The organism is Lacisediminihabitans sp. H27-G8 (assembly GCF_046156175.1).
Taxonomy (GTDB): domain Bacteria; phylum Actinomycetota; class Actinomycetes; order Actinomycetales; family Microbacteriaceae; genus Lacisediminihabitans.
The window spans coordinates 595,959-619,682 of record NZ_JAYLVL010000001.1 but is presented as its reverse complement, the minus strand read 5'-3'; the positions used below and the strand labels follow the sequence as shown (position 1 = coordinate 619,682).

At 65.7% G+C, this 23,724-nt stretch carries 23 protein-coding genes and 2 tRNA genes; 9 read left to right on the top strand and 16 right to left on the bottom strand.

Annotated features, from left to right (window positions below; genetic code table 11):
• Positions 1-20: 20 nt before the first annotated feature.
• On the bottom strand, positions 21-689 hold the full coding sequence (locus tag VLI63_RS02925; protein ID WP_409155425.1) for a DedA family protein: 669 nt from the start codon (positions 687-689) through the stop codon (positions 21-23).
• A 92-nt stretch (positions 690-781) separates the two neighbouring features.
• Between VLI63_RS02925 and VLI63_RS02920 the strand changes: the two genes are divergently transcribed.
• The gene (locus VLI63_RS02920; protein ID WP_409155424.1) at positions 782-1,576 is read left to right on the top strand and encodes a hypothetical protein; all 795 of its coding nucleotides are present in this window, start codon (positions 782-784) and stop codon (positions 1,574-1,576) included.
• Positions 1,577-1,622: 46 nt separating this feature from the next.
• Positions 1,623-2,441 (top strand): hypothetical protein, encoded by an 819-nt coding sequence (locus VLI63_RS02915; protein WP_409155423.1) that lies wholly within the window; start codon positions 1,623-1,625, stop codon positions 2,439-2,441.
• Here VLI63_RS02915 and VLI63_RS02910 read toward each other — a convergent pair.
• From VLI63_RS02910 to VLI63_RS02890, 5 genes are all read right to left on the bottom strand, one after another.
• Complete coding sequence (locus VLI63_RS02910; RefSeq protein WP_409155422.1) at positions 2,431-3,498, bottom strand: sensor histidine kinase; 1,068 nt, start codon at positions 3,496-3,498, stop codon at positions 2,431-2,433. The genes VLI63_RS02915 and VLI63_RS02910 overlap by 11 nt on opposite strands.
• On the bottom strand, positions 3,495-4,160 hold the full coding sequence (locus tag VLI63_RS02905; protein ID WP_409155421.1) for a response regulator transcription factor: 666 nt from the start codon (positions 4,158-4,160) through the stop codon (positions 3,495-3,497). The genes VLI63_RS02910 and VLI63_RS02905 overlap by 4 nt, the downstream gene beginning before the upstream one ends.
• Positions 4,161-4,289: 129 nt before the next feature.
• A complete protein-coding gene (locus VLI63_RS02900; protein WP_409155420.1) occupies positions 4,290-6,071 on the bottom strand; it encodes a DEAD/DEAH box helicase in 1,782 nt (593 codons plus the stop codon).
• A gap of 3 nt (positions 6,072-6,074) precedes the next feature.
• On the bottom strand, positions 6,075-6,380 hold the full coding sequence (locus tag VLI63_RS02895; RefSeq protein ID WP_409155419.1) for a hypothetical protein: 306 nt from the start codon (positions 6,378-6,380) through the stop codon (positions 6,075-6,077).
• A 79-nt stretch (positions 6,381-6,459) separates the two neighbouring features.
• Positions 6,460-7,176, bottom strand: coding sequence for a phosphatase PAP2 family protein (locus tag VLI63_RS02890; RefSeq protein ID WP_409155418.1), 717 nt, complete (start codon positions 7,174-7,176; stop codon positions 6,460-6,462).
• A 129-nt stretch (positions 7,177-7,305) separates the two neighbouring features.
• On the opposite strand from VLI63_RS02890, the gene VLI63_RS02885 reads away from it, so the two are divergent.
• Entirely contained in the window at positions 7,306-9,009 is a 1,704-nt protein-coding gene (locus VLI63_RS02885) for an alkaline phosphatase family protein (RefSeq protein ID WP_409155417.1), read from the top strand.
• A gap of 75 nt (positions 9,010-9,084) precedes the next feature.
• Here the strand turns inward: VLI63_RS02885 and VLI63_RS02880 are convergent, their stop codons facing one another.
• The 9 genes from VLI63_RS02880 to VLI63_RS02840 form a co-directional block, all read right to left on the bottom strand.
• The gene (locus VLI63_RS02880) at positions 9,085-10,677 is read right to left on the bottom strand and encodes an ABC transporter substrate-binding protein (RefSeq protein ID WP_409155416.1); all 1,593 of its coding nucleotides are present in this window, start codon (positions 10,675-10,677) and stop codon (positions 9,085-9,087) included.
• Positions 10,678-10,702: 25 nt separating this feature from the next.
• Positions 10,703-11,509, bottom strand: a complete 807-nt coding sequence (locus tag VLI63_RS02875) for an alpha/beta fold hydrolase (protein WP_409155415.1) — start codon at positions 11,507-11,509, stop codon at positions 10,703-10,705.
• Positions 11,510-11,558: 49 nt separating this feature from the next.
• Positions 11,559-12,341 (bottom strand): ATP-binding cassette domain-containing protein, encoded by a 783-nt coding sequence (locus VLI63_RS02870; protein ID WP_409155414.1) that lies wholly within the window; start codon positions 12,339-12,341, stop codon positions 11,559-11,561.
• Positions 12,338-13,210 carry an ABC transporter ATP-binding protein gene (locus VLI63_RS02865; RefSeq protein WP_409155413.1) on the bottom strand — a complete coding sequence of 291 codons (873 nt, stop codon included), beginning with the start codon at positions 13,208-13,210 and terminating at the stop codon, positions 12,338-12,340. Before VLI63_RS02865 ends, VLI63_RS02870 begins: the two co-directional genes overlap by 4 nt.
• Positions 13,207-14,082: an ABC transporter permease gene (locus tag VLI63_RS02860; RefSeq protein WP_409155412.1), complete on the bottom strand. Its 876-nt coding sequence runs from the start codon at positions 14,080-14,082 to the stop codon at positions 13,207-13,209. The genes VLI63_RS02865 and VLI63_RS02860 overlap by 4 nt, the downstream gene beginning before the upstream one ends.
• On the bottom strand, positions 14,079-15,038 hold the full coding sequence (locus VLI63_RS02855) for an ABC transporter permease (RefSeq protein WP_409155411.1): 960 nt from the start codon (positions 15,036-15,038) through the stop codon (positions 14,079-14,081). The genes VLI63_RS02860 and VLI63_RS02855 overlap by 4 nt, the downstream gene beginning before the upstream one ends.
• Entirely contained in the window at positions 15,035-15,835 is an 801-nt protein-coding gene (locus VLI63_RS02850) for a FadR/GntR family transcriptional regulator (RefSeq protein WP_409155410.1), read from the bottom strand. The genes VLI63_RS02855 and VLI63_RS02850 overlap by 4 nt, the downstream gene beginning before the upstream one ends.
• On the bottom strand, positions 15,832-17,103 hold the full coding sequence (locus tag VLI63_RS02845) for a M20/M25/M40 family metallo-hydrolase (RefSeq protein ID WP_409155409.1): 1,272 nt from the start codon (positions 17,101-17,103) through the stop codon (positions 15,832-15,834). Before VLI63_RS02845 ends, VLI63_RS02850 begins: the two co-directional genes overlap by 4 nt.
• 573 nt (positions 17,104-17,676) lie before the next feature.
• Positions 17,677-17,750 (bottom strand) — tRNA-Gly (locus tag VLI63_RS02840).
• Between the two features lie 159 nt (positions 17,751-17,909).
• Between VLI63_RS02840 and VLI63_RS02835 the strand changes: the two genes are divergently transcribed.
• The 3 genes from VLI63_RS02835 to VLI63_RS02825 all read left to right on the top strand — a co-directional run bounded on the left by VLI63_RS02835 (position 17,910) and on the right by VLI63_RS02825 (position 20,444).
• Positions 17,910-17,983: transfer RNA gene (locus tag VLI63_RS02835), tRNA-Pro, on the top strand.
• A 70-nt stretch (positions 17,984-18,053) separates the two neighbouring features.
• Positions 18,054-19,466, top strand: coding sequence for a trigger factor (tig, locus tag VLI63_RS02830; protein ID WP_409155408.1), 1,413 nt, complete (start codon positions 18,054-18,056; stop codon positions 19,464-19,466).
• Between the two features lie 63 nt (positions 19,467-19,529).
• Positions 19,530-20,444 (top strand): hypothetical protein, encoded by a 915-nt coding sequence (locus VLI63_RS02825; protein WP_409155407.1) that lies wholly within the window; start codon positions 19,530-19,532, stop codon positions 20,442-20,444.
• On the opposite strand, the gene VLI63_RS02820 is transcribed toward VLI63_RS02825, so the two are convergent.
• Positions 20,378-21,055 (bottom strand): amino acid deaminase, encoded by a 678-nt coding sequence (locus VLI63_RS02820; RefSeq protein WP_409155406.1) that lies wholly within the window; start codon positions 21,053-21,055, stop codon positions 20,378-20,380. The genes VLI63_RS02825 and VLI63_RS02820 overlap by 67 nt on opposite strands.
• 98 nt (positions 21,056-21,153) lie before the next feature.
• Between VLI63_RS02820 and VLI63_RS02815 the strand changes: the two genes are divergently transcribed.
• The 3 genes from VLI63_RS02815 to phnC are packed head-to-tail and all read left to right on the top strand — an operon-like array spanning position 21,154 to position 23,695.
• Positions 21,154-21,927, top strand: coding sequence for an HAD family hydrolase (locus VLI63_RS02815; RefSeq protein ID WP_409155405.1), 774 nt, complete (start codon positions 21,154-21,156; stop codon positions 21,925-21,927).
• Complete coding sequence (locus VLI63_RS02810; protein WP_409155404.1) at positions 21,924-22,910, top strand: phosphate/phosphite/phosphonate ABC transporter substrate-binding protein; 987 nt, start codon at positions 21,924-21,926, stop codon at positions 22,908-22,910. Before VLI63_RS02815 ends, VLI63_RS02810 begins: the two co-directional genes overlap by 4 nt.
• A 2-nt stretch (positions 22,911-22,912) precedes the next feature.
• Positions 22,913-23,695 carry a phosphonate ABC transporter ATP-binding protein gene (gene phnC, locus VLI63_RS02805; protein WP_409155403.1) on the top strand — a complete coding sequence of 261 codons (783 nt, stop codon included), beginning with the start codon at positions 22,913-22,915 and terminating at the stop codon, positions 23,693-23,695.
• Positions 23,696-23,724: the final 29 nt, after the last annotated feature.

The following is a 23,724-nucleotide window of genomic DNA, read 5'->3' as shown; positions in this document are numbered from 1 at the left end:
CTGCAGAGTCGCGGGTGGGATCAGTCGGACTCGGGTGATGTGGTCACGGTGCGTCGACGGACGATGATCGTGCGCACCACGATCGGCACGACCGAGATCACCACGATCCCGACCAGCACGATGTCGATGTACTGCGAGACGAAATCGGTCACCCCGGGCACGTGAGCGAGTCCGAAGCCGAGCAGAATGATCAAGCCCGACCAGAGAGCGGCCCCCGCGAGGTTGAAGAGCGTGAACAGTCGGCGCGACATGTGCCCAACACCGGCCGCGACCGGAGCGAAGGTGCGCACCACGGGGACGAACCGGGCGATGGTCACCGCGACCGGTCCGAAGCGGGTGAAGAAGGCCTCCGTGCGGTCCACACTCTTCTTGCTGAAGATCCCCGACTCGCGGCGTTCGAAGACCCTCGGCCCCGTGCGTCGACCGATCGTGTAACCGAGTTGATCGCCCAGCGCGGCGGAGACAGCGACGACCAGCACGACGAGCCACAGGGGTTGGCGGATGGCTCCGCTGAGGGTGAGCACCCCGGTGAAGAACAGCAGGGTGTCTCCGGGGAGGAAGAATCCGACGAGGAGGCCGGTCTCGGCGAATACGGCTGCGCAGACGATCGCGAGCCCCCAGATTCCCGCCCCGGTGATGAGGGACTGGGGGTCGAGGATTCCGAGAGAGACGAGGGAAGAGGAGATCATGGTTTCCCAGTCTGCCCAACGCGGGTCTAAGAAAGCTCCAAGCTACCGAATTCTCAGACGCTTCTTAGGGCGTCCCGTGGACCCTTGCAGTCGTGACAGTTCGCCCCTCACCCTCGCGCAGCCGGCGTCTGGCGACCACCATCGCGAGCAAAGTGCCCGAAGTGACGGTGCTCTTCTGGATTGTCAAGGTGCTGACGACTGGAATGGGCGAGACGACTTCGGACTTCCTCGTGCGTTCGATCGACCCGGTCGTCGCGGTCGGCATCGGGGCGGCTCTCTTCGCGGGGGCGCTGACCCTGCAGTTCCTCGCCATTCGCTATCGACCGTGGATCTACTGGCTCACGGTGGTCGCGGTCAGTATCTTCGGCACGATGGCGGCGGATGTCACCCACATCGTGCTCGGCGTGCCGTACCTGGTCTCGAGCATCGTCTTCGGGGGTGCCCTCGCACTGGTCTTCCTCGTCTGGCATCGAAGCGAAGGCACCCTGTCCATCCACAGCATCACCTCGCGGCGTCGCGAATTGTTCTATTGGGCCGCGGTGGTCGTCACCTTCGCCCTGGGCACAGCGGTAGGGGACCTCACGGCGACGACGCTGCATCTCGGATATCTCGCCTCTGGCCTGCTGTTCGCCGTGGTGATCGCGATCCCGGCCGTGGCATTCCGGCTGCGCCGGTTCGGCCCGGTGTTCGCGTTCTGGTTCGCCTATGTGGCGACCCGACCGCTCGGGGCATCCTTCGCCGACTGGATGGGGGTCTCCCACGCGCGCGGCGGACTGCAGTGGGGCACCGGCCCGGTGAGCGTCGTGCTGGCGATCCTCATCGCAGCCGGGATCGCGGTCATCGCCGCCACCGAACCTCGTCGACTTCTCACCCCGACCGATTCCTAGGTGTCGCCGTACCGCGATCACCACCCCACCTGAAAGAGCGCGCCCTATGCAACGCAACACACTCGGCTCGATGATCACTGGTCGGAGCATGCTCAACAAGGTCCCGGAAGTCACTGCGGTGTTTTGGATCATCAAGGTGCTCGCCACGACAGTCGGGGAGACCTTCGCCGACTTCCTCAACGTCAATCTCAACCTCGGCCTCGCCACCACCAGCCTGGTGATGGCGGTGGCGCTTGCCATTGTGCTCGTTGCGCAGTTTCGGAGCCAGCAGTACATCCCTGCGGTGTATTGGTCGGCGGTGGTGTTGATCAGCGTCGTCGGCACGCTGATCACCGACAATCTCACGGACAATTTCGGAGTGCCTCTCTGGATCACCGCTGTTCTTTTCGCCATCGCGCTCGCGGGCACCTTCATCGCGTGGTTCGCCAGCGAGAAGACCCTGTCGATCCATTCGATCGTCACCTCCCGGCGTGAGTCGTTCTACTGGCTTGCAGTGCTCTTCACCTTCGCGCTCGGCACCGCCGCCGGCGACCTGCTGGCCGAAAGCCTCAACCTGGGTTATCTGCTCTCGCTCGTCGTGTTCGCGGTCGCAATCGCCCTGGGGGCCCTGGCCCATTCAGCGGTCGGGCTCAACTCCGTCGTCGCCTTTTGGATCGCCTACATCCTGACCCGGCCACTCGGCGCATCCGCCGGCGACCTCCTGTCGCAGAGCACACAGGATGGCGGACTCGGCCTCGGGACCACGACCACGAGCGCGCTCTTCCTCGGGGTGATCCTGCTGCTCGTGATCGCGCTGTCAGTCCGCGGTTCGCGAGTGGAAGCTGCCGCAGATGACGCCTCCGGAATCGAGGTCCCTACGACGTAGGCGCGGGCTGCTGCTCTCGAGCCCGGGGAATCCGCAGTTCGATGGTGGTGCCCGCCGGAGATGTCTCCAGAACGGTCGCTGTGCCGCCGAAACGCTCGACGGTGTCGCGCACGAGCGACAGTCCGATGCCGAAACCGGTATGGGTGGTCCCGCCCCCGCCGACGGCGGCTCCCGCCCGGGCGAAGCGGTCGAAGATGCGACCCGGTTCGATTCCGGTGATTCCCGGTCCGCGGTCCCGCACGCGGATCACCACAGTGTTCTTGATCTCTTCGACGGTCACCTCGATGGTCGATCCCGCGGGGGAGAAATCGAGAGCGTTGTCGAGGAGCGCCAGGACGCAGCGGTGGATGCTGGTGGCCGGAACTGCGGTGGCGCACCCCTCTGCCGCCTCCAGGTGGATCGAAATCGAGCGTTCCGCAGCCAGGATGGACATCGAGTCGATGGCTCGCTGTGCGATGGGGGCAACCGGGATGGATTCGCCGCTGCCCGGGGAGCGGTCGAGCTCCGCGAGGGCGAGGAGATCGTTGACGATACCGATCAGGGTCCGGGTGTCGCGGCGGAGATCGTTCACCGTCGGCGCCGACGGATCACCCGGGGCAAGGCCGCGTTGCAGCAATTGGAGGCGCGCGTCGAGCACGGTCAGGGGGGTGCGAAGCTCATGGCTGGCATCGGCGACGAAGGCCCGCTGCAGGCGCAGCGCGTCGCCGAGAGGTCGAACAGCCCGACGGGTGGCGAAGAAGCTCATCGTGCCGGCCAGGATGATGGCGACGGTGCCGATCACGAGCCCGCCGACCAGGATCTCCAGGCCACCGACATCGATGGTCGTCTCGTGGGATCCCCCCTGGGGGAACAGGCGTCCGGGCTTGATGTGCGCGAAGACGAAGGTGAAGGCGGCGATGAGCACGACCAGCACGAGCGCGGTCGAGGTGATGGTGATCTGGAGCCCGACCGTGCGCGATGCCCGTCGAATCGCCCGGGCGTCGGAGTCATCCGTCTTGCGCGCGATGCCGAGTATTCTCACGGTGCCCCGCTTGGTCACGGTGTCCCGCTTGGTCACGGTGCCCCCAGGCGGTAGCCCTGCCCGCGGACGGTGGTGATGAGGTCTGTGTCGGTCTTCCGGCGAACATAGTGCACGTAGGTGTCCACGGTGCCCGGCTGGTCGGTGGAGCCGAAGACCTGGTCCAGGATCTGTTCGCGCGAGTAGGTGCGATGCGGATTCTCCGCGAACAGCCGGAGCAGCTCGTTCTCCCGCTCGGTGAGGATGGTGCGGCCGTCATAGGGCGAGTAGACGGTGCGGCTCTCCGGGTAGAACTCCCACAGCCCGATGCGCACGAACGGCCCCTCGCCCGTGTAGACCCTCCGGATCGACCGCAACCGGGCGAACAGCTCGTCGAACTCGAATGGCTTCACCAGGTAGTCGTTCGCTCCGGCGTCCAGACCGCGAACCTTGTCTTGGATGGTGCCGAGCGCCGTGAGAATCAGCATGGGGGTGGTGATTCGCTTGCGGCGAAGGGTCTCGATCACCCCGAGGCCGTCGAGTCCCGGCAAGCGACGATCCACGATCATCACCTCGAACGTGCCCTCGAGCGCCACGGCGACCCCGGTGGTGCCGTCGGCGACCAGGGTGACGGAGTACACCTCGTCGAGCACCTCGCGCATGAGGGGACCGAGTTGGGGGTCATCCTCGATGAGCAACAGGCGGGGCCGGGCGTCGTTCACGGGAGACTCGGGTGCACAGTCGTCGTCATCTGCCCAGTCTGCCCATTTCCCTCTAAGAATTCTCTAAAGAATGGGGGCGGTACCGATCGGGGTTCGTCGACTCCGTCGGTGAGCCACCGCGTACTGTGCCTAGTCCCGGTAGGACTTGCGCGGGGGGCGTTCGCCCCGGTCGTCGCCGCGGGCAGCGTCTTTCCGTGCCCCGCCACGGTCGGGCCGGATCTCGATGAGCTTGCCGCTGATACGGGTGCCCTTGAGCTTGTCGAGCACATCGCCGGGGAGGCTCGCCGGCAGGTCGACCAGCGAGAAGTCGGGAAGGATCTTGATGTGGCCGAAGTCTTCGCGGCTGAGGCCACCCTCGTTGGCGATCGCGCCGACGATCTGGCGCGGCTCCACCTTGTGCCGCTTGCCCACCTCGATGCGGTAGGTCGACATCGGGCCGGCGTTGGGCCGCGCGCGTCGCTCGGTGCGATCCGCTCGCTCCGGGCGGTCACCGCGGTCCGGACGATCGCCCCAGTCGGCACGCTCGGCGCGGTCGTGGCGCTGCGCGCGCTCGGGGGAGAGCAGCAGCGGAGTCTCGCCCTGCGCGACGATCGCGAGCGCGGCAGCAACATCCACCTCCGGCACGTCGTGGTGCGCGATGTAGTGGCTGATGATGTCGCGGAAGCCCGCGATGCGATCGCCCTGGCCGAGAGCCTCGGTGATGGCGTCGTCGAAGCGGGTCAGGCGGGTGACGTTGACGTCTTCGACGCTCGGCAGCTGCATCTGGGTGAGCGGCTGGCGCGTCGCGCGCTCGATGGCGTCGAGCAGCCGACGTTCGCGCGGGGTGACGAAGCTGATCGCGGCACCGCTGCGTCCCGCGCGACCGGTGCGACCGATGCGGTGAACGTAGGACTCGGTGTCGATGGGGATGTCGTAGTTGACCACGTGGCTGATGCGTTCGACGTCGAGGCCGCGGGCCGCGACATCTGTGGCCACCAGGATGTCGAGCTTGCCCGACTTCAACTGGTTCACCGTGCGTTCGCGCTGGGCCTGGGCGACATCGCCGCTGATGGCTGCGGCGGAGTAGCCGCGCGCCCGCAGCTTCTCGGCGAGGGTCTCGGTCTCGTTCTTGGTGCGGACGAAGACGATCATTCCCTCGAAGTTCTCGACCTCGAGGATGCGCGTGAGTGCATCGACCTTCTGCGGATACGACACCATGAGGTAGCGCTGCGTCGTATTGGCCGACGTCGTGGTCTTGTTCTCGACGGTGATCTCTTGCGGATCGTGCAGGTACTTCTTCGAGATCCGACGGATCTGCGGAGGCATCGTGGCCGAGAACAGCGCCACCTGCTTGTCGTCCGGGGTGTCGGCGAGGATCGTCTCGACATCTTCGGCGAAGCCCATCTTGAGCATCTCGTCGGCCTCGTCGAGCACCAGGTACTTGAGCTCGGAGAGGTCGAGGGTGCCCTTGGCGAGGTGGTCCATGATGCGTCCGGGAGTGCCGACCACGATGTGCACGCCGCGCCGGAGGGCGGAGAGCTGTACCCCGTAGGCCTGCCCGCCGTAGACCGGGAGCACGTGAACGCCACGCATTCCGGAGGCGTACTGCTCGAAGGCCTCGCAGACCTGAAGGGCGAGCTCCCTAGTGGGAGCGAGCACGAGGGCCTGCGGGTTCTTCTGGGCGAGATCGAGACGGGAGAGGATGGGCAGGGCGAATGCCGCGGTCTTTCCCGTGCCGGTCTGGGCGAGTCCCACGACATCCCGTCCGGCGAGCAGTGGAGGGATGGTCGCCGCCTGGATGGCCGAGGGGGTCTCATACCCGACATCCTTGAGCGCCTTGAGGACGGCGTCGGTGAGGCCGAGTTCGGAGAAAGTGAGCGTGGCGGGGGCAGCGGTTGCCTCGCTGGTCGCGGTTGTGTCAGCTGGCGTCATGCTCTAACGGTAGACGTTCGCCGGGCCGCCGCGCCGCGCTGTGGTGGTCGATTCCACTTTTTCCGGCCCTCCCGTGGTCCGTTGGATGAGCAAGCGGTGTGCGCCCGGGAGGTGAGCTTCTTCGTGGCGCGGTCGAAATCGAGGTGCCGCCCGCCCAGAGGTGGCGATCACGACGAGGGAGAGCGAGCAGGTGACGTCGCGGTGGACAGCCGGGTTGGCGGAGGCGGCGATGGCAGCGGTGCGGGGTCCGATCCCGAGCATGAACAGTGCATCGGTGGCCGGACTCGCGCGGCCGGGTTCACTACTCACGAGCTCGTCTGCATCCCGAATATTCGGAGCGGGGGGCTCCGCCCGGATCGACGAGAGTGCTGGTGCAGCGGCTCGGCGGCTAGGTCACGTCCCTCGGGTTCGAACGGTGCAGGATGACGCGGGCGCACAGCGCACACACGAGCGGGCCGACCGTGACCGACCAGAGCGCCGAAGCGAAGACATCCGTGGGATAGTGCACCCCGTCGACCATCAGGGCGAACGCGACCAGGACCGAGAAGATCGTCCCCGCTATGAGGGCGAAAGCTCGCCAGGGGCCCCGCCGGGCGAGGAACACGGATGCGACGACCACCGCGACGACGAACACCAGGTGACCGCTGGGGAACGAGGCATCGACCGGCTGGTGGGCGAAGGGATGCGACAGCGCGGTGACATCCGGTCGAGGCCTGTGGATGAGGAATTTCATGACGGCGCTCGGCAGCCAGGTGACGGCCACCACGACCGCGAAGGTGAGGGCCACGCGGAATCGGCGCGTGATCGCCAAGATGACGATGGCGATGGCGGCAGTGATGATCACGGCCGGGATCGGGCTCAGCACCGAATAGAGGCCGGAGGTGAGGGCGCCAAGACCGCCTGAATGCAGCGTATTGAGTGCCTGCGACGCCCCCCGGTCGAACCCGGAGAGCAGGCCGAACCGGGTGACACCCAGCCCGAGGGCGGCGACGGCAACCACCCCGAGCACGGCGACAGCCGTGACTGCGGGCAGCCGACGACCGAGTGGTGACGGGGAGTTGTCGCTGACGAACGGGCGCACCTGGGGTGCCGGGGGGATGCTCACCTGCCCAACCTTGCCTCCGCTCTCTAAGAATCCCGCAAGGTTCGTGAGATCCGCGTGCAGCCTGTGCCCCCGACCGATCGCGAGACGGCTTCGAGCATCGAGGACCAGGGGAGGTGGCAGGGTGTGTAGATGACCGAATCCACTGCTCGATCGCATCGACCCAGCAGACGCTCGGTGCTCGCCGGAACGGTGTGGGGGATCGCGGGGCTTGCGGGGGGAACGGCGCTCGGTGCCGCCCTGCCCCGCGCAACAGTCGCGGAGTGGGAACTTCCCGAGCGGCCGGGCGGCATGGGCTTCGATCACCTGGTGGTTCTTGCTTTTGAGAATCGGTCGTTCGACAACCTCTTCGGATACCTGTATTCCTCTCTCGGGCATCCTGTCCCTGCGGGCCAGTCGTTCGAGGGATTGGACGGGGGAGCCCGGTTCAGCCTCGCTCCCGATGGCACCCGTGTCGACGCGCATCCCTACTCCGGGTCGACCGACGCGATCATGGCCAGCCCCTCGCCCAACGCCGGCGAGGAGTATGCGCACATCAATACTCAGCTCTTCGGCATCGTGGATCCGCCAACGAACGCCACGGCCACCGTTCCGCTGGCGCCGTACAACGCGCCGCCGCCGGGAACGAAGCCCAGTATGAGCGGATTCGTCACGGACTACATCAACAACCATGCCGCGAAGACCGGTGCAGTCCTCACGCCGGACGAATACGGCGCCATCATGGGATCATTCACTCCCGACATGCTGCCCGTGTTCACCACGCTCGCCCGGAGCTTTGCGATCTACGATCACTGGCACGCTCCGGTGCCGACCCAGACCTTCGCGAACCGATCGTTCATTCACGCATCCACCTCGAGTGGATTCGTGGAGAACAAGGGCGTTCAGGGCTTCGGCAAATGGATCGATCCGGCACTCAACGATGCGCCGACCGTCTTCAACCAACTCGACGAGGCGGGGGTGAGTTGGGCGGTGTACTTCGATGAGAGCCAGCTCATCTCCTTCACCGGACTGATCCACGCGGCGCGCCTCCAGCCCTACTGGAAGACCAACTTCCGCAACATGACCCAGTTCCACGCGGATGTCGCCGCGGGCACCCTGCCTGCCTACAGCTTCATCGAGCCACGCATGATCTACAACCACAACGACATGCACCCGGCCACCGAAGCCGTCACCGAGCAGACAGTGGATGGCAAGGTCATCCTGGGGAGCGGCTTTTCCGATGCGCGGGCCGGTGAGCAACTGCTCCATGAGGTCTACACCTCGATCAGGAAGAGTTCGGCCGTGAAGGGCTCGAATGCGCTCAACACGATGTTCCTCGTCACCTTCGACGAGACCGGGGGCACCTACGATCACGTTCCCCCTCCGGCAGCCGAGCCCCCGGGCGATGGCGCACCGGGAGAGCTCGGATTCGCATTCGACCGGCTGGGGGTGCGAGTGCCGGCGCTGACGATCTCCGCCTATACGCCCGCGGGAGCTGTCATCAACGATGAGATGCACCACGGTGCGATCCCGAGCAGCCTGCGTGCTCGGTGGGGGCTGAAGCCACTGACGGAGCGCGATCGTCACGCCGCGACCCTCGACAATGCCGCCACGTTGCCCGCGCCGCGACAGCCCTCCACCTGGCCAGTGACGACGTCGCATTACGTGCCGCTCAACCCCGAGGCCCTGAGTGGACCAGTCGGGGCGAAGCCGAATGCGGCGCTCACCCCGCCGGCGGTCGGATTGCTGAGCGTCTTGCTCGCGAAGTATGGGCAGCCGGGCGACCCGATCCCCAAGACCTATGCGGACGCTACGGAACTCCTCGAGAAGCACGGCCGGGAGCTTTTCGGCGCCTAGACCAGGGCTCTCCTCGACACTGATGCCGGACGGGGAGCGTGGTGTTCGCTCCCCGTCCGGCCAGGGTGATCGGAGTTACTTGCTGAAACCGATCTTCGCCATGTTGAGGCTCAGAGTCGGGGTGATCGCCGATCCGACCACCTTCTTGTTCATGAGGTAGTTCAGCGTTTCGTAGTGCGTGAAGATGAGCGGCGCATCCGTTGTCATCTGGGTGCGGATCTTCTCGTAGAGGGACTCGCGCTCCTTCGTGTCGCTGCTCGCCGCGGCCTGGTCGATGAGCGCATCGACTTGCGGGTTCGCATATCCGGTGGTGTTGATTGGCCCGCCCGCTTTGATGACCAGGGAATAGAAGTTGTCCGGATCGATGGTGCGCTCCTGGTACGCGCTGGTGATCTGGTAATCACCGCTGCTGAAAGCGTCGTACCAGACGGAGACATCGACGGCCTTGATCGACATGTCTATACCGATCTTCTTCAGTTCGTCTCGAACCACTTGCCCGGTCTTGAGCAACTCTGGATACTGGGACAGACCGAGGTACTCGACCTTCAGTCCGCTGCCGTAGCCGGCCTCGCTCATCAGTTTCTTCGCCTTGGTGATATCCTGCTTCGCACCGAAGATGCCGGATTCGTTGTACCAGGATGACCCGGTGGGAACCTCCTCGAGACCGAGTTCGCCGGTGCCGAGGTACGCGACATCCCGGATGGCGGAACGGTCGATGGCCAGGGCGATCGCCTGGCGCACCTTCGGGTCGTTGAAGGGTGCCTTCGTGGTGTTGAGCGCGAGGTAGTCGGGAATTCCCGCAACGGGGCTCGTCACCAGGGTGAAACGCGGGTCCTTCTTGAGGGCGGGCACCTGCTGGAGAGGAACGGCATCGGCCCAGTCGATCTCACCGGAGGACAGGGCGTCGATGCGGCTCTGGTCCACCGGAAGGAACTTGAAGGTGATCGAATCGAGATGAGGAAGCCCTTTTTTGAAGTAGTTGGGGTTCTTCTTCAGCGTGATGTGGTCTCCCTGCACCCATTCGACGAATTCGAAAGGACCGGTGCCGACTGGGTTGCGGGCAGGGTCGGAGCTTTCGATGGCCTTCTTGTTCACGATCTCGCCGTTGGTCGCGAGGTTGGTGAGGAAGGGTCCGAATGCGGCCTTCAGGTGGAATACGACGCTGGTGGGCGTTGGCGCGTCGATGGAGTCGATCTGGGAGTAGAGCCCGGCATAGGCACTGGCGGTTGCGGGGTTGAGCAGTCTCTCGAAGGTGTATTTCACGTCGGCCGAGGTGAATTTCTCGCCGTTCTGGAATGTGGCGTTGTCGACCAGGGTGAAGGTCCAGGTCGTCGCGTCATCCTGCTTCCACTTCGTGGCGAGGTCGGGAACGAACTTTCCGTTGGCGTCGAGGTCGATGAGCATGCTGAAGATGCCTTCGTACACCTGCGCGCCCGTGTAGATCGACGATGTGGCGGGGTCGAGCACATCGGGTTCGCCGGTGAGCGCGGCCCGGAGGTCGCCTCCGTCCTTGATGCCCGATGACGACGTTCCGCCGCTCGCCGATGGCGTCGAGCTGGTGCCGCACCCCGTCAGGGCGAGGGCGGCGGCGAGTCCGGTTGCGGTGATGAGTACGGCGATTTTTGCCCGGTGGCCTGTCGAGGGCCGGGGGCGGGAGTGCGGTTTCATTGGTGCCTCTTCCGAATGTGATGGACTAATTTGCTGTGCGGGTGACGAACTCGATGAAGCTGTGGTTGAACGGATCCGGCGATTCCCACAGGCACGCGTGCCCGCCGGGAACCGTCGCCCAGCTGGAGCCGGGGAGGCTGGACTGGAGCTGAGCTGAGAGGCGCACCGGGATCAGGATGTCCTCTTCGCCGGCCAGGACCAGGGTCGGTGCGGTGATGCGTGCCAGCCGGTCGACGGTGTCGTGGGTCTGGATGACGTTGAGCTGTGACAGGTACGCCTCGACGGTCATCGGCAGCGATGCCATCGCCTCCGCGAATTCGGCAGCGTCTTCTGGACGCTCTTCGAAGAACGGACCGGTGAAGGCCCAGAGGGCGACATCCCGCATGACGAAGGGCACACCGAGTCCGGTGGCGAGATCGGCCCACATGGCGAACATGTTGAGACAGAACGCGTCCGCTTTCGCGTACGTGCAGCCGAGGGTGAGCGACTTGAGATCCTCGGGGAACGCAATCGCATACTCCTGGGCGATCATGCCGCCCATCGAGACACCCATGAGGTGGAAGTCGGAGATCCCGAGACTGTCGACGAGGGCTTTCGCGTCTTCGGCCATCATCGTGGAGGTGTACGGACCGGCAGGCTTGTCGGAGACCCCGATGCCTCGATTGTCGAATCGCAGCACGCGGCATCCCGCCTCGAGCAGCGCGGGAACTTGAAAGTCCCAGGAGTAGAGATCATCGGCGAGTCCGTTGATGAGAACGATCGTCTCTCCGGTGTTCTCTTCGCCGTCGAGACGGTAATTCAGGGTGATTCCGTTCACGTGTGCTGTGGGCACGGTGCGCTCCTTCTGTCGGTGATGTGCGTGTTCGTGGGCTCGGTCGGGGTCATTTCGGGCGGGGGATCGCGCCGATCAGCGCTCGGGTGTAGTCATGACCGGGCCGGTTCATGACCTGTTCGGTTTCACCGTTCTCGACGATGACTCCGTGGTAGAGCACGGCGACCTCGTTGCTGATGTGCTCGACCACCCCCAGGTCGTGGGAGATGAAGATGCAGGCGACATGGAGATCGTGCTGGAGGTCCATGAACAGGTTGAGGATCTGTGCTTGCACGCTCATGTCGAGAGCACTCACCGGCTCGTCGGCCACGATGAGTTCGGGCTCGCTCGCGAGAGCGGCGGCGATACTGACGCGCTGACGCTGGCCGCCGGAGAGCGTGGTCGGCAGGCGGTCGACCAGGGTCGTGCTGAGTCCGACCCGGTCGAACAGGTCGAGCACGCGTCGCTCCCGGGTGAGCGGAGTGCCGATCCGAAAGCTGTCCAGCGATTCCCGCACGCTTCGCCCGATCGGCCACCGCGGATCGAGGCTCCCGTAGGGATCCTGAAACACCGGCTGCACGCGCCGGCGGAAAGTCGAGCGGTCGGCCCGGGACATCGTGCTGAGTTCCTTCCCGTCGAAGGTGATGACTCCCTCGGACGGCGCGGTGAGGTCGAGGATACAGCGACCGAGAGTGCTCTTTCCGCTTCCCGATTCCCCGACGAGACCGAGTGTCTGGCCACGCTCGAGCGTCAACGAGACACGGTCGAGAGCCACGGCGTTGCGGCGCCTCCAGGGAGGCCCTCCCGCGGGGAACGACTTGCTCACATTTTCGACCGTCAGGAGAGAGTTCATGATCGACCGTCCATTTCGGGGAGTGACCCTTCCGTTGCCGGTCGGTCGATGCTCCAGTCGTCCGAGATCACGGGAAGGCGGCTTCCGCGCGGGGCGCCAGCCGGGTTGGAGGCCAGGAGTGCGCGCGTGTAGGGATGTCGGGGTGCGTTGAAGAGATCCGTCGTCTCCGCGACCTCGATGAGTTTCCCCCGGTACATCACCCCCACTCGATCGCACACCTGGGCGACAACGCCGAGATCGTGGGTGATGAGCAGGACGGTGGTGCCGTGGGCGGTTCGCAGCGTGTCGATCAGGTTAAGGACCTGCGCCTGGATCGTCACGTCGAGTGCCGTGGTCGGTTCGTCCGCAATGAGCAGCTGCGGCCGGTTCGCCAGGGCGGCGGCGATGACTATACGCTGCCGTTGGCCGCCGGACAGGCGGTGGGGAGCGTCGGAATAGCGGGAGGCGGGGTCGGGGATTCCCACTTCGCTCATGAGCTGGATTGCCCGCGCCTTAGCTTCCCGCAGCGAGATGCGACTGTGCGCGCGAAGGGTCTCGGCGATCTGGTCACCGACCGACCAGGTGGGATCGAGACTCGCCGAGGCATCCTGGAAGATCATCGCGACTTCGTTGCCACGAAGGTTTCGGAGCTCGGCGGTGTCGAGGTGCGTGATCTCCCGCCCGTTCATGGAGATGCTTCCCGTGGTCTGGGCGATAGTCGGAAGCAGGCTCATCACGGCGTTCGCCAGGGTGCTCTTGCCGCTGCCGCTTTCGCCGACGATCCCGAAGATCTCGCCACGGTTGAGGGTGAGCGACACATCGCGCACGGCGGGTTCGGGTTGTGCGCCGAAGCGCACTGACACCTGGGAGAGAGCGAGGATGTCGGTCATTCGGCCACTCCTGCCGGATCGAAGGCGCGGCGAAGACCCTCGCCGAGAAGCGTGAATGCGAGCACCGCGATCACGATCGCGAGGCCGGGAAAGACCTCGACCCAGGGAGCCTGGATCAGGACATCCCGACCGTCGGCCAGCATGCCTCCGAGCGACGGGGTCGGCGGCTGGGTTCCGAGGCCGAGAAAGCTGAGTCCCGCCTCGAGCTGAAGGGCGAACGCACTGAGAATCGACGCCTGCACGATGACCGGACCGATCGCATTCGGGGCCACGTGGGTCCCGATGATGCGAAGGTGGCTTGCTCCCCGCGCCCGCGCTCCGGCCACGTAGTCGTTGCGCGTCACGACGAGGGTGCTGCTTCGCATCACCCGGGCCAGGATGGGCAGGTAGATGACGGCGATGGCGAGGCCGGCAACCGTGCTTCCCGGGCCGAGGATCGCGATCAGCGTTATCGCCAGGAGCATGGCCGGCAGGATGAGGACCATGTCGAGGGTGCGCGAGATCGCCGTGTCCACCCAGCTGCCGAAGTAGCCCGCGGCCAGTCCGAGCGGTACGGCCACGAGTGTGGCGACCAGGACCGCCGAAATCGAGACGAGGAGACTGACGCGCAAACCGAAGAGAACCCGGCTGAGCACGTCTCGTCCGAGCACATCCGAGCCGAAGGGATGCTGGAGGTTGGGGGTGCCGAGCACCCTGCTCACCTCGACGGTTTCCGGATCGTGGGGCGCGAGGATCGGCGCCAGGATCGCGACGACGGCGAGCGCGGCCAGGATCAGGATGCCGGCGAGAATGAAACGGTTCGCCGTTCGACGCCGTTTGCGGGGTGGTCGCATCCGTGTCGAAGTCGTGTCGGGAACGAGGGCCGTGGTCATGTGGAGGCTCCGTCCGAGACACGCGGGTCGAGCCAGCCGACGATCAGGTCGGTGAGCAGCGAGACCACGATGAATGTCGTCGCGATGGCGAGAACGCCTACCTGCACGGTGGGGTAGTTCCGTTGGTTGATCGCGGTCACGATGAGTTTGCCGACACCGGGCAAAGCGAAGAGCGTCTCGATGATGATGGCCCCTCCGAGCAGCACGCCGAATTGGATTCCGATCACGGTGACGATGGCCGGGCCGGCGTTCCTGAGCGCATGCCCGAACACGATGCGGCCGGGACGGATCCCTTTCGCCCGGAGGAACAGCACGAACGGTTGGTCGAGGACGGTCGACACCGCAGCGCGGGTGGTGCGGAGGATGTAGGCGGCCTCGCCCACCGCGAGGGTCAGCACAGGCAGGATCATGTAGCGCAGATTGTCGAGGGGATTGTCGGTGAATGGCACATAGCCGGAGGGGGGCAGCACCGCGAGAGTGCCCGTGAACAGGAGCACGAGCATGATTCCGAGCCAGAAATCGGGGATGCTGACGCCGAGAATGACGAACCCTTCGGTGAGCCGGCGAACCCAACGCCCCCCGACGGCGGCGCGGACTCCGAGCGGCACACCGATGGCGACGGCAAGAAGCATGGACAATCCCGCGAGTTCGAAGGTGACCGGCAGTCGCTGGGAGAGCAACTCGGCCAGGGAGGCATGGCTGACGATGTCGGTGCCGAGATCCCCGCGGAGAAGGGCTCCGATCCAGTTCAGGTACTGCGCGAAGAGATTCTGGTCGAGCCCGAGCTGGTGACGAATCTCCGCGATATTCGCGGCCGTTGCCCGGAATCCGAGCATCGTGCGCACCGGGTCGCCTGGCACGAGCCGGATGATCAGGAAGACCACGATGCTCATGATGAAGAGCACCGGAATCGTGAGCAGTATCCTGCGCACGACGAAAGCGAAGCGGGACGTCATCGCTCATCCTCCCTCTCGTCGTCTCGTTCCGCGCGCGCGATCAGATCCCTGATCAGCGTTTCGGAGAGCACGAAGTGGAGGGCTGCGATGTCGCCGGCGTCGTCGACCCTTCCCTCGATGACCGCTTGCACGAGGTCGTGATGCTGGTGGATGGCTGTCTGGCGCACCGAGTCGGTGTAGGGCTCCGCGCCGAGGTTCAGGCTGATCTTCGTCCGAAGGTCGACCGACAGGTTGACCAACAGCTGGTTGTGGCTGGCTTCCGCGATTGCGCGGTGCAGCATCGAGTCGGCGTTGCGGGAGGCATCGTGGTTCGGCGCATCCTGGTAGGCCTGAAGAGCTGCCTGAATCCTGATGTCGTCGTCTTCCGTGTGCCGAAGAGCCGCCGTGCGGGCGATCAGCGGTTCGATCAGAGTGCGAGCGTCGAACAGCTCCTCGAATTCGGACCATTTCGGCACCAGATGGCGGCGAACATGCTCGGCCGATGTCGGTCCCCAGGTGGAGAGGACGAAGTACCCGCCGTTGCGGCCGCGGCGCACCTCGAGGTACCCCGTGTCGGTGAGCTGCCCCAGTGCTTCGCGCACCGAGGTGCGCGACACTCCGAGCATCGACGCGAGTTCGCGTTCGGTCGGAAGCTGCTGTGCCGGCACATACAGTCCGAGGGCGATGGCGGTGATCAGCCGGTCGGCCACATCGTCGGCGACGTGCCGCGCCACGATGGGGCTTCCCCAGGTGAGGGTCGCGGCGGCGCTGTCATTCGCGGCGAGAGAAGCCTCTGTCCCCGCGCCGTGCGCGATCATGATTGTTCCTCTCGCGTGAACCGGGTGAGGAGGAAGCGCGCCAGGGTGCGCGCGGCAGCGACGATGCTGTCGAGTTCCACAGACTCATCCACCCCGTGCATGTCGTGAGCGACTGCGCCGTAACACACGGCGGGAATCTCGAACCCGTTCAGGTAGGTGCGCGCATCGGTGGTGCTACCGAGGGTGAATGCCGTTGGGAGTGTTCCGTGCGCGTCGAAGTGCGCGGCACTGAGGTCTCTCACCAGGGGTGAGTCTGTGGCGAGAAGGTATCCGTCCGCCCGGAAACCCGTGAGGGTCACCCGGGGAGGAAGCGCGAAGTCGGTTTCCGCCTCGACCAGCTCCTCGATGGCCCGGCGAACTTCCTTCTCTGCAGTGTCAGGAGTCCACGCTCGGGGGAACCCGACGCGAATGCTCAAGGTCGCCGTCGACGGCGCCGTCGAAGTCCAGTCACCGGAGTGCACCTTGCCAAGATTGACGTTGTAGGGGTTCTCGCCGATCGCCATGCTCGGTTCCGGCAGCGTGGACGCGAGCTGTTCCGACCACCTGGTGAGGCCGTGAAAGACCTTCATCCCCAGCTCGAGGGCGTTCGCGTTGAGGTTGGCCTCCTGGGCATGGCCGGAGAGCGCGGTCACGTCGACATCGATCCAGAGCACTCCGACCCCGCCAACCATCAGTCCGAGATCGGTTGGTTCGAGCAGCACGACTTCGGCCGCGGTGATGCCGTGATCGATGATCGAATGAAGCGCCCCATTGCCGGTGCACTCCTCCTCGATGACCGCGAGGAACCCCAGGCGCTGCTGGGAGAAGAGCGCCGGTGCGACCTCAGCGAGGGAGCGAAGGGCAAGCGAGCCGATCGCGAACCCGCTCTTCATGTCGGCGGTCCCCCTTCCGAAGAGGCGGCCACCCCGCCGTTCGGGTTCGAAGGGCGGCGAGGTCCACAGGTGGGGGGTCATTGCCGGCACGACATCCATGTGGCCGTTCAGCAGCAGCTTCAGAGGCCCGTCACCGGGCGTACGGGCGAGCAACTGGTAGCGCGCAGCCGCGTCGATCGACTCAGGCTGGGTGATTCCTGCGCGCGAGTGGGAGAGGGGTGTGTTCGGGAACGCGAGTTTCTCCGAGCGGAGCCCGATGTCTTCCATCTCTGCGGCGAAGACGTCGAGTGCGCCCTGTTCGTGGCCCACCGTGCTCGGCGCGCGCACCAGGTCTTCCAAGAAGTTAAACGCGCGCTCGGAATTGCTCGCGATGACGTGATCGAGCTCGGTCAGCATGAATCCTCTTTAGGTCTAGAGTCCAGACCCTATTCCTTTTTCAGTCGACTCAGAAGTGCAAACTCGAGAAGATCCGGATTTGTTACCTGCCGTGTTCTTCTGCGACACATGGCCGAAACATCAGGCGGAGAATCCGCGCCCAAATGTTCCCCTCGGGCCCCGGAGAGCGAACTGTCGATGACGGGCACGCCTTCGAAGGGGCTCTTGCGATCGTCATCGCCGTCGTGGCGCACGACGAAGGGTGCGACGAAGACGCGCCTGTCGGCAGCGGCAATCGAGGAGCTCGGGGCGTACAGCGATGGCGTCCGCGTCGACTCTCACCTGGAGGTCGAGGGGGAGTGCGGGACCGACGTTTCATCGAGGGGAGCCCAGGCGACCGAAGCTGAGGGGGATGACGCAGCCGGCCCGGTGATGGCGCGGCCACTCGCCGGATCAGGCTGGCCCCCCTTGCCCCGGAGCGATGAAGGTCGAGACGGCACATCCGGTTCTTTCCGAGCCCGGACAGGACCGGATGTGCCGTCTCGCCGGCGATCGCGAAGGGGCAGGGGCTGAGGGGCGGGGGACTCCTGGAGGTGGAGGGGATGACGGGAATCGAACCCGCGCCATCAGTTTGGAAAACTGAGGCTCTACCATTGAGCTACATCCCCATGGGCTGCCGGCCGAGGCCGATTGCGCGGTTACCACCTTATTACATCAGTGGGGATGCGAGAACCAGCGCGCAGGATCGGTGCGATAGGCTTGCCGAGGCCTATTTTCGGGCGCCTATCGGCGTTCCTTCGCTGGGCCACCGGGGCCGACAGGCCCATCGGGATGTAGCTCAGCTTGGTAGAGTGCTCGGTTTGGGGCCGAGATGTCGCAGGTTCGACTCCTGTCATCCCGACATCACCCGCATGACCCCCAAGTAGAACTGCCCAAGAATCACGCACAAAAGAGCAAGCAGGAGAACCAACGTGAAGACCACGGTCGAGAAGCTGAGCCCGACACGAGTGAAGCTGAGCATTTCAGTCACTCCCGATGAGCTCAAGCCCAGCATTGATCACGCGTACAGCCACATCGCCGAGTCGGTCAACATCCCCGGCTTCCGCAAGGGCAAGGTTCCGCCGCCCATCATCGACCAGCGCGTCGGCCGCGACGAGGTGCTCAACCACGCCGTGAGCGATGGTCTCGACAAGTTCTACCGCCAGGCCATCGAGGAGCAGAAGATCCGTCCGCTCGGTCGCCCCGAAGCGGATGTCACCGGCCTGCCGAGCACGAAGGACTTCTCCGGCGACCTCGAGGTGACCGTCGAAGTCGACGTGCGCCCGGAGTTCACCGTTCCGAACCTGGACGGGATCACCCTCACCGTCGACGCGATCGAGGTCACGGACGAGGAGGTCGAGACCGAGCTGCAGAACCTGCTCTCGCGCTTCGGCACCCTCATCACCGTCGACCGCCCCGCGACCACCGGAGACTTCGCGCAGATCGACCTCGTCGCCACCATCGGCGGCAATGAGGTCGACACGGCCAACGCGATCTCGTACGAGGTCGGATCCGGCGACCTGATCGACGGCATCGACGAGGCCCTCGACGGTCTCAGCGCCGGCGAGACCACCGTCTTCGAGTCCAAGCTGCTCGGCGGTGACAACGAGGGCGAGTCCGCGGAGATCACCGTGAAGCTCCTCGCCGTGAAGGAGCGCGAGCTTCCCACAGCGGACGACGACTTCGCCCAGATCGCCAGCCAGTTCGACACCATCGGCGAGCTCAAGGACGACATCAAGGTGCAGGTGAGCCGCTCGAAGGTCTTCGGCCAGGGCACCCAGGCGCGCGACCAGGTCGTCGACAAGCTGCTCGAGTCCGTCGAGATCCCCGTTCCCCCGCAGCTCGTGCTCGACGAGGTGCACCGTCACCTTGAGAACGAGAACCGTCTCGAGGACGAGGTGCATCGCGCCGAGGTCACCGAGTCGAGCGAGAAGACCTTCCGCAGCCAGATCCTGCTCGACACGATCGCCGAGGCCGAAGAGGTCAAGGTGAGCCAGGACGAGCTCACCCAATACCTCATCCAGGGAGCGGCCCAGTACAACATGGAGCCGGGCGAGTTCATCAAGGTGCTCGACTCCAACGGCCAGATCCCCGGAATGATCGGTGAGGTCGCCCGCGGCAAGGCCCTGGCCATCGTGCTGTCGAAGGCGAAGGTCGTCGACTCCAACGGGGACGACGTCGATATGACCGAGTTCACCGCTCCCGTCACCGGATCCGGCGACGACGAGGACTTCGTCGAGGCGAGCGCCGGCTCAGACGAGCACGAGGGCCACAGCCACGGTGGCGCGAAGGACAGCCACGGCCGTTCGGCCAACAACGAGCACTACGGTCACGACCACAAGTAGTCGTGCCGATTAATCCCCCGCGTTCGACGGCGATCGCATCGCCGTCGAACCGGAGGTAAGACCATGCTCGATCTCGGCCTGCTCTTCGACGTGGACGGGCCTCTCGCGAGCCCGGTGAGCCGCAGCATCCGCATTCCCAGCATTCTCGACGACCTCGTGGCTCTGGCCGCCGCGGGGGTGCCGATCGCCTTCATCACGGGTCGATCCGACACCTTCATCCGCGACGAGGTGATCGCCCCGCTGATGCGGGTCGGGCTCGCCACCGCTCTGGCCGCACCGGGGGCGCGCATGTTCGGTGTGTTCGAAAAGGGCGGCTCCTGGGCGCCCATCACGAGTGCCGGTATGGGCGACGTCACCGTCGACGAGAGCGTCGCGCCGCCGGCCTCGATCGTCGACGGGGTGCGTTCACTGGTGGCCGACGGGTTCTCCGACACGATGTTCTTCGACGAGACGAAGAGGGCGATGATCTCTGTCGAGCAGCGCACCGACGTCTCGCCAGAGACCTACCTGCATGCCCAGGCGTGGTTCAACGACGCGAGCTTCGCCCTTGTCGCCGCGGCAGGCGTCGGTGTGAAGCTCGGTTCGCGATCGGCTCCGGATGCCGCGGGCCGAGTGCCCTTCCGGCTGGAGTCCACCATCATCTCCACCGACATCGAATCGGTGCTGCTCGACAAGGACCGGGGGGCCGAACGTGCCCTCGACTACTTCGCCGGCCTCGGACCGCTCCCCACGCTGTGGCGGTCGGTCGGGGACTCCCGCAGCGATTACCTGATGGCCGACCACCTCCATGGGGCGGGATACGACGTGGCTCACGTCGACGTGCGCCCGGCGGACGGAATCCTCGAGCGCCCCTACCGCGTCATCGTGGAGGGCGACGCGATCCACGATGAGGCGGGCGCCGCATTCCTCGGCTACTGGGTGCGGAGACTCGCCGCGAGTTCTGACCGCGGCGCGAGCGCCGACGTCGCAGCGTTGTAACGCAGCCGCGGGGCCTTCTCCTCGAGCGACCGGCAGAAGGATTCGGATGCCATCGCCAGTGGAAACGCCGTGATCGCGCGCATCCGTCCCGCTTCGCGCACGCCGTAGAGCAGCGCGGCGCCGATGGGGTGGCCGACCACGACGGTGCGCACCGCGATGCCACCATCGATGGACTGTTGATCGAGCACCAGCAGTGCGTCGCTCGGTGGCTCGACGACGCGGGGGAGCGCGGCGGCCGTGACGCGGGAGAGCAGCGTGCCGGTGCCGGTGCCGGTGCCGGTGCCGGTGACGGTGACGGTGCCGGTCGGGAGGAAGGCGTCCCGCGGGAGGCCGAGCGCGCCAGCGAGCGCGCCATCCAGCCATCTCTCACGCTTGAGTCCATAGGGCGTCTGTACCGTCGAGAGAAGGTAGCCGTAAACGTGGAGCAGGCCGGCGTTGCCGATCGGCCACTCGGCCTCGAGCGCGGCGAGCTCGTGCAGTCGCTCGAACTCGTCCCGCACGATCACCGGCGCCGCGATGTTCTCGTCGATGACTGTCGACAGCCCCCAGTCGTCGAAGGCTGAGTTCGCGGCATCCGCCCGAATCTGGTCATCGATCGTCTCGCGGGTCACCACTCCATCGTAGGGAGGGGTCACCCAGGTTTTACGCGCTGTTAACCTCTGTGAGGTCATTTCGTCGCTGTTGTAGTTCTACTGTGGACATTGCGTCCATGAGGGGTCGCTGGAATGGGGAGATCAACGTGGCGCAGCACGGAAAGGTCATGGTGTTCGACTTCGACGGCACAGTGTCGCTCGGGGACGGACCCGTGCGCTCCTACGCACGCTTCGTCGCGGCCGGACTCGAGGCGGCAGAGCGCGACACGTTCCTCGCCGCCATCGAGGCCGGCCTCTCCGGCCACCTTCCGGAAGGTCTCGACCCCCTCGACGGCTACGACCTCGTGCGACTTCTTGCCGCTCCCTTCGCGTTGACCGATGCCGCGCATTCTGCCGCCTACGCAAGCAGCCGTGCGGAGCTTGCGAGCGCTGCCGCACCCATTCTCGCCCCCGTCGGTCTGGCCGGTTTCCTCGCGGCGGCTCGCACGAAAGCCCGACTGGTGCTCGCGACGAATGCGCCAGAGACCCGCATCGCCGAGGCACTCGATTCGCTCGGACTCGCCGAGGCTTTCGACGAGGTGCATACGACCGTCGGCAAGCCGGCCGGGCTCGATTCGATCATCGACGGGCTGCTTGCCGATTCGACGGTCGAGGATGCCGCATCCGCCCTCGTGAGCATCGGCGACGTCTGGACCAACGACCTCGATCCCGCCCACCGCCGCGGAGCGACGACGGCCCTCGTCGGGCCGAGACGGGATGCCCGGGCGACGCCGACGCTGCGCGCCGCTTCGCTCGAGGAGCTCTACCCCCTGCTCTCCGCCTGGCTCGAATCGCCACACCGCACCACCTCCACCGCATCCTCCACTCTCGAAACGAAGGTAGAAAAGTGATCTCCAGAACGGCACTCCTCCGCTCGTCGGTCGCACTGGCTGCAGTCGCAGTCACCGCGGTCACCCTCTCGGGATGCTCGGCTCCGGCCGGCTCCACCACCAACACCAGCGCGGCCAAGGATCCGACCTCCCTCACCCTCGCGCTGGTTCCGTCGCAGGACCAGGCCGGCCTGGTCGACACCGCGAAGCCGCTGACCGACATGCTCACGAAGGCACTGAAGATGCCGGTGACCGGTGTCGTGTCCAAGGACTACCAGGCGGCGGTCGAGGCGATGGGCGCCGGCCAGGCGCAGATCGGGTTCCTGCCCTCGCTGCAGCTGTGGCAGGCGAGCGACCGGTACGGAGCATCCGTCGTGCTGCAGACCGAGCGCAACGGCAACATCACCTACCCTGCCCAGTTCATGACCAACAACCCGGACAAGTACTGCACCGACACCCCGGTCGAGCGCGACGGCAAACTGTTCTGCAACGGCGCCGACGCCCTCAAGGGACCGGCGGGGCTCTCCTCCATCAAGAAGGTCAAGGGAGCCAAGGTCGCCGTGCTCGGCCCCGGGTCTCCGGCCGGCTACATCTACCCGATCCTCGCGCTGAAGAATGCCGGGCTCAACACCGACACCGACATCCAGCAGATCCCCGTCACGGCTAACGATGCCTCTGTTCTCGCCGTCTACAACGGTGACGCCGAGGTCGGTTTCAGCTTCTGGGATGCTCGTGACATCGTGAAGAGCGACAAGCCGGACGTGGGAAAGAAGGTGGTGGTGTTCGCGCTCACCGACGAGATCCCGAACGACGGCGTCGCGCTCACCAAGGACCTCTCACCCCGGCTGCAGGACAAGATCACGAAGGCGCTCGCTGACTACTCGAACACCCCGGACGGATCGAAGGTGCTCACCTCCATCTACTCCATCACCAAGCTCGCCCCGGCGAACCCCAAGACCCTCACCGTGGTCGCGGACGCCGCCAAGAAGCTCGGACTGCAGTAACCATGGGTACCGTGCCGTTCTCCATCCACGCGCGGGATGTCACGGTGCGGTACCCGAACGGCGTCGTGGCGCTCGACGGCATCTCCCTCGACATCGAAGCGGGGGAGATGGTGTCGGTCGTCGGGCTCTCCGGCTCGGGCAAGAGCAGCCTCATCCGCACCATCAACGGGCTCGTGCCGGTCACTTCGGGCACTCTCGAGGTGGGAGGGCATCACCTCGAGGCCCTGCGCGGTCGGGAGCTGCGGGCGCTACGCGGCGACATCGGCATGATCTTCCAGGGCTTCAACCTCGCGAAGCGGGCGAGTGTGCTCAACAACGTGCTCGTCGGGCGCCTCGCCCACACCCCGAGTTGGCGCACCTTCCTCGGCGCGTACCGGCCGGAGGACAAGCAGATCGCGTATGAGGCTCTTGATCGGGTCGGCATCCTCGCCAAGGTCTGGGACCGGGCCTCCACACTCTCCGGCGGCCAGCAGCAGCGCGTCGCGATCGCCCGGGCGCTCTCGCAGCAGCCGCGGCTCGTGCTCGCCGACGAACCGGTGGCGAGCCTCGATCCACCGACGGCTCACGGGGTGATGGGCGACCTGCGCCGCATCAACCAGGAGCTGGGCATCACCGTGATCACCAACCTGCACCTCGTGGACCTGGCCCGCCAGTATGGCACCCGGCTCATCGGGCTGCGGGCCGGCGAGGTCGTCTACGACGGTGCCGTCGCGGATGCCTCGGACGCGGTGTTCGAGAAGATCTACGGTCGTTCGATCGAGAACAGGGACGTGCTCGGCGCATGAGTGCGCTCGATCTTCCACCACGTCCGCGA